Consider the following 12,919-nt stretch of genomic DNA (forward strand, 5'->3'; position numbering starts at 1 on the left):
AATCAGGTACGCGGCAGCGTGACGCCGCGCTGGCCCTGATACTTGCCGCCACGATCGGCGTAAGACGTCTCGCACACTTCATCGCTTTCCAGGAACAGCATCTGCGCGCAGCCTTCGCCAGCGTAAATCTTGGCGGGCAGCGGCGTGGTGTTCGAGAATTCCAGCGTGACGTGGCCTTCCCATTCGGGTTCCAGCGGCGTCACGTTGACGATGATGCCGCAGCGCGCGTAGGTGCTTTTGCCCAGGCAGATCGTCAGGACGCTGCGCGGAATGCGGAAGTATTCAACCGTGCGGGCCAGCGCAAACGAGTTCGGCGGGATGATGCAAACATCACCCTTGAAGTCCACGAACGAGCCTTCGTCGAAATTCTTGGGGTCGACGATGGTGGAATTGATGTTCGTGAAAATCTTGAATTCGTCGGCGCAGCGCACGTCATAGCCGTAGCTGCTGGTGCCGTAGCTGACGATCCGCCCGCCATTGGCCGTGCGGACCTGCCCTGGTTCAAAGGGTTCGATCATGCCGGCTTCGGACTGGCGGCGGATCCAGCGGTCGCTTTTGATGCTCATGGTGGGAATGGTGCTAAAGGGGATGGAATGGGCCCATTTTACTCAGTTCCCCCAGAAGGTCCGGTAGACCAGCGCAATCCCGTTGACCGAACCGCCCTTCAGGTCGATCGACAGCCCGCGCGCCAGCCGGTAACTGGCGCGGCCCACGGTGTCGCTGCCCGCCAGCGCCTGCTCGACGCTTAGCGTGATGCCGTTGGCGAACGACTTGCTGGCCACCAGGAATTGCGTCGCCAACTGGCTGTCACTGTCCCGGTTTACGTCGCCCGCCACGGTGCGGTCAGGCAGGATGCTGCCCGAACTGCCCAAGGCGCCCGTGCGCACGCTGACGTCGTCCAGCCCGAACTGCTTGTAGAACGGCTGGCCGCCGCCCAGCAGCGCGGTGCCCACGGACACCAGCAGGGCGGCATCGCTGCCGCTTTCATCCGGCCCCCGTCCCAGCAGCAGCCACGACAGTTTTTCCACGTCGCTGACATCCGGATAGGACACCAGATCAATGCGCGGGCGCTGCGCCGTTCCAACCACCTTGACGCCGGCTTCAACCTGCTCACCGGTGCGCAGGGCCTCGATATCCAGAATCGGATTGTCCAGCCGGCCCTGGAAAGTCAGCGTGCCGCGACTTAAGCGCAGCTTCTGGCCATAGGCCTCGATGCCGCCGCCCCGAGTCCGCAACTGGCCCACGCCCGTCAGGCGGCCATCATTCAGCAAGATCTGGATGGAGCCAAGCAAACCCGCATCCAGGCCCATGCCGGTGATGTAGAAGCGCGGCCCCATGTCGAACTTCAGGTTCATACTGGTTTGCAGGGGCGTGGAGACGGCGGTGGGGTCCTGGCCGGCATGCACGACCTTCACGTCGTCGTCCAGCGACGGCACGCCTTGCAGGATTTCCAGGCTGAACCAGCCTGCGTCGGCCTTCAGGTCCCCCACGATTTCGATGCGCGGCATGGCGGCCTTCAGGTCGATCGTGCCGGACACCATGGCGTAGCGGTCCGAGCGCTGCAACGCCGGGAAGCGGTACAGCGTCAGCTTGATATCGCCGCCGCCATCGATGAAGTTCCACTGGCCCTTGGCTTCGGCGTACCCGCCCTTGGCCTCGGGGTTGGTGGTGATCCATTCCTTGGTGCGCCATTCGGCCGGCATCACCCGCAACGACGCCGGAAAGCGCAGGCTGTCCAGCACCAGGCGGTCGCCATCCAGACGCGCGGACAAGGTGCCGTCAATCAGGCGCACGCCGTCGTCAATGCGCACCACGCGCAGCTTGTCGCCGCGGATGGTGCCGGTGGCCGACCACTTGCCGGCCAGCGTGCCTTGGGCTTGCAGGTTGGCCTTGACGGCGCCGCCCACTTCCATCGAATCGCCTACGAACAAGCTGACCCAGGCCAGGTCGGCGATATCGGCATCCAGATTCGCGCGCAGCGGCTGGCGTTCGTCCAGCGCCATGGCGCCGTTGGCGTCCACCCGCAGCACGGCGGTGCCCGTGCCGTTGATGGTGCCCATCTTGTCGGTCGCCACGTTGAGCTTGGCGTCCAGACGGCTGGCGTTGGCGGACGTGGGCGTGGCGGTCACGTCCAGCACCAGCGCCTTTAAGCCCAGCGGAATCGGCGGGTCGCCAGGAATCCGCAGATCGCCTTCCCGGCGCGAGATGCGGGCCTTGCCGCCCAGCCGGCCGTCGAACTTCAGGTCCCACAGCAGATCCAGCGCGATCCGGCGCTGGCCGTCAGGGATGACGGCGTTCACGCGGCTCGGGCCCTTGCCCAACTTGGCGGCGGCCTCGGGGTCGACCGCGCCGATCACTTGCCGCGCCATGGCGGCGGTGATGACGAGGTTGTCGGCCTGCCCAGCGGTTTCCCAGCGCTTGCCGCCGCCACGCGACCCCTGATGCGCGAGCGTCAGGCGTTCCTTGCCGGGCAGTGTCAGGCTCAATGTGGTCTGGCCGACCTGCCATTGCCATTGGGGCGCGACGGCCGATGGCAGAAAGGCCAACGTCACCGGCCGGTCAACCGACACGGCGAACCCGGCGGTATCTGCCGTCAGCTTGGAAAAGGTGCCGCGCCAGCCCAGCAAGGCGGCATCGGGCTGGCCCGCCGGGCCTTTGCCCCACGCGCCGGTGAACGCGATATTGGCCTTGGCGGGCGCTTGCCCCAGCACGCCAGCGCGCGGGTTGGCAGGGGTGTAACCGGCGGCCAGTTCGCCCCGATGCGCGGCCACGGTACCGGTGAATTTGCCCTTCAATTCGGCGCCGCCGGGAATACCGGGCCAGAAGGCATCCAACTGCGGCGCCTGGGCGTCCACGCTCAACGCGCCATCGCGGGCGTCAATTTCGCCCTGCACCTGAACCCGGTTGCGGCCTAGCTTCAGGTCCACATCCAGACCATGAATGCGCAATCCGGCGAGCGGGTCGATGGCGGCGTCGGTGGTGGGTGCGGTTGCTGTGCCGGTTGCGGTGCTGGTTGCTGTGCCGGTTGCTGTGCCGGTTGCGGCGCTGGTTGCTGTGCCGGTTGCGGCGCTGGTTGCTGTGCCGGTTGCGGGGCTGGGTGCGGTGCCAGTTGCGGTGCTGGTTGTGGTGCTGGTCCCGGTCGAAGTCCCGGTTGCGGCCGCCACAGCCGCGGCGATATCCACCTGGGCTTTGAGTCCGCMCGTCAGCGGTTGCTTGTTCCAGCGCGTGCCTTCCTCGAACCGCAGGTCGATAGCGGCGTGCCGCAGCTGGCTCAGGTTTTCGATATCGGCCTGCACATCACCACGCACGGTCAGGACCGCGGGCGGGATGGCATCACCGAGCCAGGGCGCCAGATCCAGACGCTGGGCGCTGATGGTGCCGGCGATGCGATCACGTCCAGCGCCTTGCGCGGCGTCGGATTGCAGATCGAATTGCGCGGTCAGGGTCGACTTGTCGGGCAGTTGCGCGTTCGCCCTGGCGCTGCGCAGGACCAGCGCCGTGCGGGGCGCCAGATCCGCCACCACGTCGAGCAGCAGGCCGGAGCCCGCGCCATCCAGCTTGGCCTGAATGCCATCCATCGACCCCGCCGCGTCGGCACGCAACACAACCTGGCAAGCGGGCGCGGGGGGACCCGCCAGCTCGGACGGCGAGGCGGGCTTGGCTTGAGAAGACGGCTTGGCCTTGGGGTCGGCCTTGGGGTCGGCCTTCGGGTCGGATTTGGCGTCGGCCTTCGGGTCGGATTTGGCGTCGGCCTTGGGATCGGCTTTGTTCTTGGGATCGCTTTTGCCCTTCGCGGCGGCCCTGGGATCGGCTTTGGCTTTGGGATCGGCCTTGGCCTTGGGATCAGCCTTGGCGTCAGCGCTCTTGCCCGCCGTCGGACGCGCATCGAACACGCCGCTGAGCTTGTCAGCCTGGCACAGCGGGGAATCCGGACCCGACCCGCGCGCCGTCACATCCAGGCGCGCCGCAAACGGCCAGGGGTCGGCCAGCCCTTGCAGCTCGGCCTGGCCCGACACGTCCGCCTGCCCCACTTCGTGTCCCACGCGCAGGTTGGCGATGCGCAATTGCGCGCCTTGCTTGCCCGCCGCGAACGTGGCGCTCAGGGCGCCTAGGGTGACGGGCAAAGGCTGCCCGTCCTGATCCAGCTGGAAGTCTCCCAGCGCAATGCGGTCAACTGCGATGTCCACCGGCAGCGACGGCAGCGAGAACGGCTCGCCATCATCCTGGGCGGGAGCGGTTTCGGGCGATGAGGTCAACGCCACATGGACCGACCCTGCCGACACGTCGCGCACGTGCAGCAGGCGGTCGCCCAAGGCGCGCCAATGCACGTCCAGATGCAGGTCGGTGATGTCGATATACGTGCCGCTGACATCCAGGTTCAGCTTGCCGACGGTCACGCCGCGCAGCAACGACCCCTTCACGTCCAGCGCCTGCCCGTTCAGTTGCTGGGCGGCGGTGGTCAACAGCAGCCGCGTGCCGTTCTGCGAGCCCACCAGCCAGAAGACGAATCCGCTGGCCAGCAGCGCCAGCATCGCCAAACCGGGCAACCACCACACCAGTATCTGGCGCAGGATTTTGCGCAACACGGTCAAAACGCGATCCCCAACGAAAAGTGCAGGCGCAGGTCACGTTCGCGCTGGCCATAGGCCAGGTCCAGGAACAGCGGGCCGGCCGGCGTGCGCACGCGCGCGCCCACGCCGTAGCCCACGGCCATCGACATATCGCCGAACGATTCGGCGGCATCGCCCGCGTCCACGAAGACGCCCATGCCCCAGCGCTCATTGAAATAGTGGTCGTACTCAATACTGCCGACGACAAGCGTGGGCGCACCCACCACCGCGTTGTCGCGTTGCACGCCGATGCTTTGATACTTGTAGCCGCGAATCGACCGCGCGCCCCCGGTGCGGAAGCCGAAATCGTCAGGCACCTGCACCTTGCTGTTTGACCACACGCGGCCGACTTCGCCGCGCACGGTCAGGACATCGAGCTTGCCAATCGGCCACCACTTCTGCGCGCGCACCCGGGCGCGGGTGTAGGGTTCGCCGGTGTCCAGCGTCACGCCTACGCCGCCGCCCACCGCGATCAGGTTGCCTTCGCGCGGGTCGTACTTGTTATCCACATCGCGGCGCAGCCATTCGGCCGTTGCCGTCAACGTGGGCAGTGTGTATTCGTCGCCGCCATCAATCTTCACGTGATCCTGCGCCAGCAGCAGGCCCCAGCGGGTTTCGTATTCGACCCGGCTGTCGCCCGCGCCCTTGCGCTCTTGCAGGCGCGTCGCCCCCAAGGCGTAACGCGTGACTTCCAGCCCCTGGATATCGGAATGGTCGGCCAAGACGCCGAAGGAATCCTTGTAGCCGCGCTCGGTGGGCGGCAGCAGGAAGTCGGCATAGGCGCGCTGGCGCAGCCGGTCGACGCTGAAGCCGGTTTCCATGGTGACGGGCTGGCCGAACACGACGTTCTGGCGGTATAGCGATTCCACGCGCACGCCCGCTTCGTCGTCCACGCCCAGCGACGCCGTAAAGCGCTTGGGCGGCGCTTCGACCACTCGCACCTGCACGGGCAAGGTCACTTCGCCATCGGAATCATAGGCGGCGGGCGGCGGCGGTACCGCACCGGATACCGACGGGTCGCCGGCCGGTGTAGCCGCTGCAAGGTCTTTCGAACCCGGCGCGCGGGCGCGGTCGGAGTTCGGTTCAGCGGGCTTCTGAGGCGTCGCGCCAGGTTGCTCCAGCGACACAAAGGCGCCACGGAAAAAGGCCGTGGATTGCAGATCCTGCTGCCAGGTGTCGAGCCGGTTCTGATCGTAGGCCGCGCCCACCGAGTAGCGCACATAGCGCTGCACCAGTTTGTCGGGCACGCGCTTCAAGCCTTCCGTATTCAGCTCGCCCATGCGGACCTGCGGGCCGCTGTCGATGGTGACGCGCAAGGCGGCTGTCGCCGTGTCGGCCATCACCTCGGCTTGCGAGGACGTCATGCGCGCCAGCATGAAATCCCGCGTGGACACCTCGTCCAGCAGGTTCGCCTTGGCCTTGTTCCAATCACTATTGATGAACGGCTGGCCCGCCTTGAGCTGCCAGTCGTCGCGCAGTTTCTGTACGCGCTGCGCGTATTCGGGCCGCGTGATGCGTCCCGTGAAAGTCAGGTCGACGGACGAGACGGTCGTGCGCTTGCCGGCCACGATGCCGATATCCCAGGTTTCCCCGCCGATATCGGTGCCGGCTTCCAGCGTTACCTTGGGCGCGAAATAGCCCTGCGTGGCCAGCGCAGCCAGCGTCGCATCGCGCGCGCGCCGGCGCAGCCGGCTGATTTCACCGCCGTCTTGGTCTTCGGCAAGGCGCGCAATGGCATTCACCGCCTCGGTGATCGCCTGCAACGCGGCCGGCKGCACGCCACCGGGGTCCACGATGATTTCCGGGCGCTTGGCCAACGCCTCGCCCGACACTACGCAAAGTCCTGCCAAAAAGGCGCGGGCTGCCCACCGCATGCGTCAGGTCGGCTGCTGCACGACGATGGACGGGAATTTCCCGGCCATATCGCGCGGTAGCGCCGCGACGCCCGCTGCCAGCTTTCTTGCGATGCCGCGGTAAAGCGCGGCGGCTTCGCTGCCCGCATCCGACACCACCGTCGGCGTGCCGGCGTCCGTCTGCTCGCGAATCGCCAGCGTCAGAGGCAGGCTGCCCAGCCACGGCGTCTGATATTGCTCGGCCATGCGCTGGCCGCCGCCCTCGCCAAAGATGTGTTCGGCGTGCCCGCACTGCGAGCAGATATGGATGGCCATGTTTTCGACCACACCCAGGATCGGCACTTCCACCTTCTGGAACATGCGCAAGCCCTTGCGGGCGTCCAGCAGCGCCACGTCTTGCGGCGTGGTGACGATGACCGCGCCCACCACCGGCACTTTCTGCGCCAGCGTCAGGGCCACGTCGCCCGTGCCAGGCGGCATGTCGACGATCAGGTAATCCAGATCGCGCCAATTGGTCTGGCGCAGCAATTGTTCCAGCGCCTGCGTGACCATCGGGCCACGCCAGATTGCGGGAGAGTCGGCATCGATCAGGAAGCCGATGGAATTCGCCTGCAGGCCATGGCCCGTCAGCGGCTCCATGCTTTTGTTGTCCAGGCTTTCCGGACGACCGGAAATGCCCAGCATCGTCGGCACGCTAGGGCCATAGATATCGGCGTCCAGCACCCCTACCTTGGCGCCTTCGGCCGCCAGGGCCAGCGCCAGGTTGACGGCGGTGGTGCTCTTGCCCACGCCGCCCTTGCCGGATGCCACCGCAATAATGTTGCGCACGTTGGGCAGCGGCTTCAGCCCCTTCTGCACGGCGTGCGAGGCCACTTTCCAGGTAACGGTGACTTGCGCATCGGCCACGCCGGCTTGGGCCAGCGCGGCGGCGGCAATGCCTTGAATCTGCTCGCGGACGCTGTCCGCGGGATAACCGAGTTCCAGCGTCAGGGCCACGCGAGCGCCCGCCAGCTGAATGTCACGATCTTTTACAGAAACGCCCAGGTCCAATCCCGTGTTCGGGTCTTGCGCGGCGCGCAGCGCAGCGCGGATGTGTTCTATCGTTATACTCATGTCACTATGGTTCCGTAGGCAGCGCGGCTTCTGCGGGCCGCCATCCCCTAAAGGATAGCGGATACGCGGGAACCTTTCGCTGCGTTTTGCATCCGACCTTCATGACCAACACACTTATCCGCTTCTTCCGTGCCGTCCTATTCGCCGCCCTGGCCTTGATCGGTATGGCGATGGCGCTGGTCTTTATGCTGTCCACGGCTCTCGCCGTGGCGATCCTGTACGTGGTCGCCAAGGTGCGCGGCAAACCTTTCGGCGTTCGCGCCTATTGGAGCCAGCGCCAAGGCGCCCGCCCGGGTCCGTTCCAGACCGCCACCGCCCCCTTCGCCACGCAACCGCGTGGCGATGTGATCGACGTCGAAGCCCGCGAAATCCGCTAAGCGCGGCATTTCCGTAGCGCTTGCGCCGCCTGCGGCGCAAGCCGGCCATTGCCTGGTAAGCAGCCAGGGCTCATTGCCCCAGCCGCCCGCCGTCTTCGCCTTGGCCGTGTCCCCTTCAACCCGCCTGATTCGCAGCCCTGCGATCGGCGGGTTGTGTCGTTAGCGCAAAGCCTTCCCGGACACCCGCCCGGGCACGTCTTCGCCGTTGTCCTAAAATGGCCGGCTAATCCCTTTTCCCCTCAACCTCTGTCGACAACCATGTCTCGCACCCTTTTTGTCACCACAGCGCTGCCCTACGCCAACGGATCTTTCCACATCGGCCACATCATGGAGTACATCCAGGCTGATATCTGGGTTCGTTCGATGCGAATGGCGGGCCACACGGTGCACTTTGTGGGCGCGGACGACGCGCACGGCGCGCCGATCATGTTGAAGGCCGAAAAGGAAGGCATCACGCCGCAGGCGCTGGTCGCCCGCTACGCGGCCGAACGGCCGCAGTACCTGAACGGCTTCCATATCCGTTTTGATCACTGGCATTCCACGGATTCCGCCGAGAACGTAGCCCTGTCGCACGACATCTACCGCGCGCTGAAGGCCCAAAACCTGATCGAAACCCGCTCCATCGAGCAGTTCTACGATCCGGTCAAGGGCATGTTCCTGGCCGACCGCTACATCAAGGGCGAATGCCCGAAGTGCCACGCGAAAGATCAATACGGCGATTCCTGCGAAGTCTGCGGCGCGGTCTACGCGCCCACCGAGCTCATCAACCCGTACTCGGCGCTGACCGGCGCCACCCCGGTGCTGAAGTCGTCTGACCACTTTTTCTTCAAGCTGTCCGACCCGCGCTGCGTGGAATTCCTGCAGCAATGGACGACGGGTTCCAACGCCAACGGCGGCAAGCACTTGCAGCCCGAAATGCTGGCCAAGACCCGCGAATGGCTGGGCGCCGAAGACGGCGAAGCCAAACTCGGCGACTGGGACATCTCGCGCGACGCGCCCTACTTCGGCATCGAAATTCCCGATGCGCCGGGCAAGTACTTCTACGTGTGGCTGGACGCGCCCGTGGGCTACCTGGCGTCGCTGAAGTCGTACTGCGAGGTCAAGGGCCTGGATTTCGACGCCCTGCTTGACCCCAACGGCACCACCGAACAAGTGCACTTCATTGGCAAGGACATCGTGTACTTCCACGCGCTGTTCTGGCCCGCCATGCTGAAGTTCGCAGGCCGCAAGACGCCGGACGCCGTAAACGTGCACGGTTTCATCACCGTCAGCGGTGAAAAGATGTCCAAGAGCCGCGGCACCGGCATTTCGCCGCTGCGCTACCTGGAAATCGGCATGAACGCCGAATGGATGCGCTATTACATCGCCGCCAAGCTGAACGCCCGGGTCGAAGACATGGACTTCAACCCCGAAGACTTCATCGCCCGCGTCAACAGCGACCTGGTCGGCAAGTACGTCAACATCGCCAGCCGCGCCGCCAGCTTCATCACGAAGCACTTCGACGGCGTGCTGGGCTATTCCGGCGACACCGCCGCGCTGTCGGCGGAATATGCCGAGCAGGCCGAATCCATCCGCGCCGCCTTCGAGGCCCGCGAATACAACCGCGCCATCCGCGAAATCATGGCCTACGCCGACCGCATCAACCAGGCGTTCGACACGGCCCAACCGTGGGTGCTGGCCAAGGGCCTCGCTACCGCAGACGACGCGCAAAAGGCCGCGCTGCAAGACATCTGCTCGCGTTCGCTGGCGGGCTTCAAGGCGCTGTCCGTGATGCTGGCCCCCGTGCTGCCGTCGCTGGCCGAGCGCGTCGCGCTGGAACTCTTCGGCGCGCAAGCCCCGTTCACCTGGGCCGACGCCGCCGTGCTGCCGCAGCGCGTGGCGCCGTTCAAGCACCTGATGCAACGCGTCGAACCGCAAATGCTGGAAGACCTGTTCGAACCGCCCGCCGCCCCCGTGGTGGTGCCTGGCGGCGAACCGGTGGCCGAGACGATCTCTATCGACGACTTCGCCCGCGTCGACCTGCGCATTGCGCAGATCGTCAACTGCGAACACGTCGAAGGCTCGACCAAGCTGCTGCGCTTGACGCTGGATGTGGGCGAAGGCCGCCATCGCAACGTGTTCTCGGGCATCAAGTCGGCCTACCAGCCGGAAGACCTGATCGGCAAGCTGACCGTCATGGTCGCCAACCTGGCCCCGCGCAAGATGAAGTTCGGCGTGTCCGAAGGCATGGTGCTGGCCGCCAGCCACGCGGATGAAGCCGTCGACGCCGGCATCTACGTGCTGGAACCGTTCCCCGGCGCCAAGCCTGGCATGCGCGTGCGCTAATCGCGTACGCCAAGCAGAACGCAAAGAGCCCGCCAATTCACATTGGCGGGCTCTTTTTCTTGCATGGCTGGAATTACGTTTTGCTAGGCGCCAACCCCGGGTCCAGCGAGTGGCGTTCGTCGAAGACGAAGCACTTGCCTTCGTAGCCCGGGCCGCCCGTTTCCTCGAAGTACTTGAGGATGCCGCCATCCAGTTGGTACACGTTCGGGATGCCGGCTTCGTTCATGTAGATGGCGGCTTTCTCGCAGCGGATGCCGCCGGTGCAGAAGCTGACGATGGTCTTGCCTTCGAGTTCGGCGCGGTGCGCCTGCACGGCGGCGGGGAATTGCGTGAAGCGGTCAATACGCCAATCGATGGCGTTCTTGAAGGTGCCTTCGTCCACTTCGAACGCGTTGCGGGTGTCCAGCATGACGACGGGGCGTCCGGCGTCGTCCACGCCCTGCTCCAGCCAGCGCGCGACCGTTCGGGCGTCCACGCCCGGCGCGCGGCCCGCTTCGGGGCGGATGGTGGGGTGGTCCATGCGGATGATTTCGCGCTTGATCTTGACGAGCAATTTGCGAAACGGCACGCCTTCGCTTTGGCTGAATTTGACTTCCAGATCGGCGAAACGCGGATCGGCGCGCAGCGCCTGCAAGAAGGTGTCGATGCTCGCGGCCGAGCCGGCCAGGAACAGATTGATGCCTTCTTCGGCCAGCAGGATGGTGCCCTTGAGCGCGCCGTCGCCGGCAAGCGCCAGCAGGCGGGCGCGCAGCTCGGGCAGGGAGTCCAGCGAAACGAATTTGTAGGCGGCGATATTGACGACGGAAGTCATGGCAAAGCAAGAAAATGCGGACGGCGAAGCCCGTAATAGTAATCGCTGGGCGGGCCGCCCCGCCCAGCGCCCGCCTTGATCCTGCTCAACGCGAGACGATTTCCTGCTCGATCACGGCGTCCAGCACCCAGCGCACGGTCGAGGCGCCGGCGGGCGGGTACGGGTCGGCGGCTTCGACCACGCGCAGCCGGTAGCGGATGCCCGGCTGGAAATTGAAGCCGGTGATGTCGCCGTACCAGAGCTGCCACGGTTGCGAGGCGCTGTCGCGCACCTGGTAGCACATGGCGCGGCCGGCGCCAGCGTTGCACGGCACGCGCTCGGCGTTCACGTAGACCAGCTTCGTCGGACCGGCGCTGCCGCCTGCCACGGGGTCGGCGCGGCGGCCGAAGTCCAGCGTGTCGCCCGAGCTCAGCACCCACGTCATGCGCTGCGGGTTGTTGGTGTTGTCCACCGACGTGGCGGTGATGCGGGTCAGGCCGGCCAGGAAGTCCTGCTCCAGCTGCATGTTCTGTGGGGCGCAGGCCATCATCGTGGCTACCGGGTTCGCCCGCACGATCAGCTGGCCATTGGCGACCGTATAGGGCGCGTTGTACTGGTTGCAGCCGGCAAAGCCGGACATGCGGGGCGCGCCCTGGTCATGGACAAAGCTGGCCGTCAACGGCCGGGAATCTGTGGACGGATGCGGGATGGTGCGCAGGCCGCCGCCCGGCAGGGTCCAGCGGGCCAGATCCCAGCTGGTCTGCGCCAGGATGTCGGACGCCGAGGCCGGCTGGAAGCGGGGGTCCTGCCCATCCGCCGCACGCGGGGGTGACGAGGCGCAGGCGGCCAGGCCAACCGACAACACGCAAGGCGCCAGCCAGCGCAGCAAGGCGGAATGGGACGTCCTGGAATCTCCAGGGGCGTATAGGGAGTGTTTACGAGGCATACGGGGCGGGGCTGACAGGGCTTAGGGCTGATGGGCCTGGGCCTTATGGGGCTCACAGGCCTTAGCGCATTTGGGCTTATAGGGCTTACGGCGTTCGACCGGCTTTACGGGGTCGGAGGGTCCTGACGGCGCTCAAACTCCAGCACATCGCCACCGCGCAGATTAAAGGTCAGATGCCGCGGGGCGCCGCCACTATCCAACGTGAACGTGTCGATGGTGGTCAGGCCGCGCAGGTAGTCGGCTTCCAGCTTGGCGCGTTCCGGCGAGGGGCAGGCCATGCGGGTCGTGGCCGGGGCATCGATGAACAACTTGCCGCTTTGCAGCTTGTACGTGCCCATGTAACGGTTGCAGCCCGAAAAGCCGTTGGCGCGGTACTCCTTGCCTTGCGCCAGAAAGGTCAGGCGCACCGGTTCACCGTTGTCGCCATGCGGAATATCGCGCAGCGCACCGCCTTTTTGCGTCCAGCGCACCAGCTCCCAGCTGGTCTGCGCCAGGGAATCCTTGCTGCTTGCGGCATTGGCCGCCGCGGCGCCTTCCGGGCGCGCCCCCCCGGTGGACCCCGCGCAGCCCGCCAGCGCGACGGTCAGAAGGCTCAGGCAAAGCAGCCGGCAACGCGAAGACATATGGGTAAGCATGGTTGAGACTCCTTTGAATTTCACACCCCCGACTGTAACCGGGGCCGGGCCAGAACGTCCCGCGTTCTCCCCCCTACAGCCGTATCCAAAAGCAGCAATTCCCATTCCGGCGCTAACGCAGATGATGCAGGGTGCTGAATCGAATGCCGCATAGCGGCCCCCGGCACCCGCGCGCAGAATCAGTGCAGACCACGCATCCGGCCGGCCCTGGCAGCACAGGGATAGAAGCTGATCACAGCAACATTGCAGGCGCAGGTGTCCGGCCCAAGA

9 protein-coding genes are annotated in these 12,919 nt (G+C 65.9%); 2 read left to right on the forward strand and 7 right to left on the reverse strand.

Annotated elements, in window-relative coordinates:
• Window positions 1–2 precede the first annotated feature (2 nt).
• From dcd to apbC, 4 genes are read right to left on the reverse strand one after another with little or no spacing between them, the layout of a single operon-like run.
• A complete protein-coding gene (gene dcd, locus AC1DB0_RS24275) occupies window positions 3–566 on the reverse strand; it encodes a dCTP deaminase (protein ID WP_054423202.1) in 564 nt (187 codons plus the stop codon).
• A 42-nt stretch (window positions 567–608) separates the two neighbouring features.
• Complete coding sequence (locus AC1DB0_RS24280; RefSeq protein WP_476758758.1) at window positions 609–4,592, reverse strand: translocation/assembly module TamB domain-containing protein; 3,984 nt, start codon at window positions 4,590–4,592, stop codon at window positions 609–611.
• Window positions 4,589–6,484 carry an autotransporter assembly complex protein TamA gene (locus AC1DB0_RS24285; protein WP_476758759.1) on the reverse strand — a complete coding sequence of 632 codons (1,896 nt, stop codon included), beginning with the start codon at window positions 6,482–6,484 and terminating at the stop codon, window positions 4,589–4,591. Before AC1DB0_RS24285 ends, AC1DB0_RS24280 begins: the two co-directional genes overlap by 4 nt.
• A gap of 3 nt (window positions 6,485–6,487) precedes the next feature.
• The gene (apbC, locus tag AC1DB0_RS24290) at window positions 6,488–7,576 is read right to left on the reverse strand and encodes an iron-sulfur cluster carrier protein ApbC (RefSeq protein WP_054423205.1); all 1,089 of its coding nucleotides are present in this window, start codon (window positions 7,574–7,576) and stop codon (window positions 6,488–6,490) included.
• A 101-nt stretch (window positions 7,577–7,677) separates the two neighbouring features.
• Here apbC and AC1DB0_RS24295 point away from each other — a divergent pair, with 101 nt between their 5' ends.
• On the forward strand, window positions 7,678–7,953 hold the full coding sequence (locus tag AC1DB0_RS24295) for a hypothetical protein (protein WP_054423363.1): 276 nt from the start codon (window positions 7,678–7,680) through the stop codon (window positions 7,951–7,953).
• Between the two features lie 258 nt (window positions 7,954–8,211).
• On the forward strand, window positions 8,212–10,278 hold the full coding sequence (metG, locus tag AC1DB0_RS24300; RefSeq protein WP_447982638.1) for a methionine--tRNA ligase: 2,067 nt from the start codon (window positions 8,212–8,214) through the stop codon (window positions 10,276–10,278).
• 73 nt (window positions 10,279–10,351) lie between these two features.
• Here metG and AC1DB0_RS24305 read toward each other — a convergent pair whose 3' ends face one another.
• The 3 genes from AC1DB0_RS24305 to AC1DB0_RS24315 form a co-directional block, all read right to left on the reverse strand.
• Complete coding sequence (locus tag AC1DB0_RS24305; protein WP_476758117.1) at window positions 10,352–11,089, reverse strand: sulfurtransferase; 738 nt, start codon at window positions 11,087–11,089, stop codon at window positions 10,352–10,354.
• 85 nt (window positions 11,090–11,174) lie between these two features.
• The gene (locus AC1DB0_RS24310) at window positions 11,175–12,014 is read right to left on the reverse strand and encodes an META and DUF4377 domain-containing protein (RefSeq protein WP_342066212.1); all 840 of its coding nucleotides are present in this window, start codon (window positions 12,012–12,014) and stop codon (window positions 11,175–11,177) included.
• 104 nt (window positions 12,015–12,118) lie between these two features.
• On the reverse strand, window positions 12,119–12,649 hold the full coding sequence (locus tag AC1DB0_RS24315; protein ID WP_156336546.1) for an META domain-containing protein: 531 nt from the start codon (window positions 12,647–12,649) through the stop codon (window positions 12,119–12,121).
• Window positions 12,650–12,919 lie beyond the last annotated feature (270 nt).

Source organism: Achromobacter sp. 10T422 (genome assembly GCF_056394065.1).

Coding starts and splice junctions, on each gene's coding strand:
- dcd (WP_054423202.1), bottom strand. CDS start 566: ATGAGCATCAAAAGCGACCGCTGGATCCGCCGCCAGTCCGAAGCCGGC.
- apbC (WP_054423205.1), bottom strand. CDS start 7,576: ATGAGTATAACGATAGAACACATCCGCGCTGCGCTGCGCGCCGCGCAA.
- AC1DB0_RS24295 (WP_054423363.1), top strand. CDS start 7,678: ATGACCAACACACTTATCCGCTTCTTCCGTGCCGTCCTATTCGCCGCC.
- metG (WP_447982638.1), top strand. CDS start 8,212: ATGTCTCGCACCCTTTTTGTCACCACAGCGCTGCCCTACGCCAACGGA.
- AC1DB0_RS24305 (WP_476758117.1), bottom strand. CDS start 11,089: ATGACTTCCGTCGTCAATATCGCCGCCTACAAATTCGTTTCGCTGGAC.
- AC1DB0_RS24310 (WP_342066212.1), bottom strand. CDS start 12,014: ATGCCTCGTAAACACTCCCTATACGCCCCTGGAGATTCCAGGACGTCC.
- AC1DB0_RS24315 (WP_156336546.1), bottom strand. CDS start 12,649: ATGCTTACCCATATGTCTTCGCGTTGCCGGCTGCTTTGCCTGAGCCTT.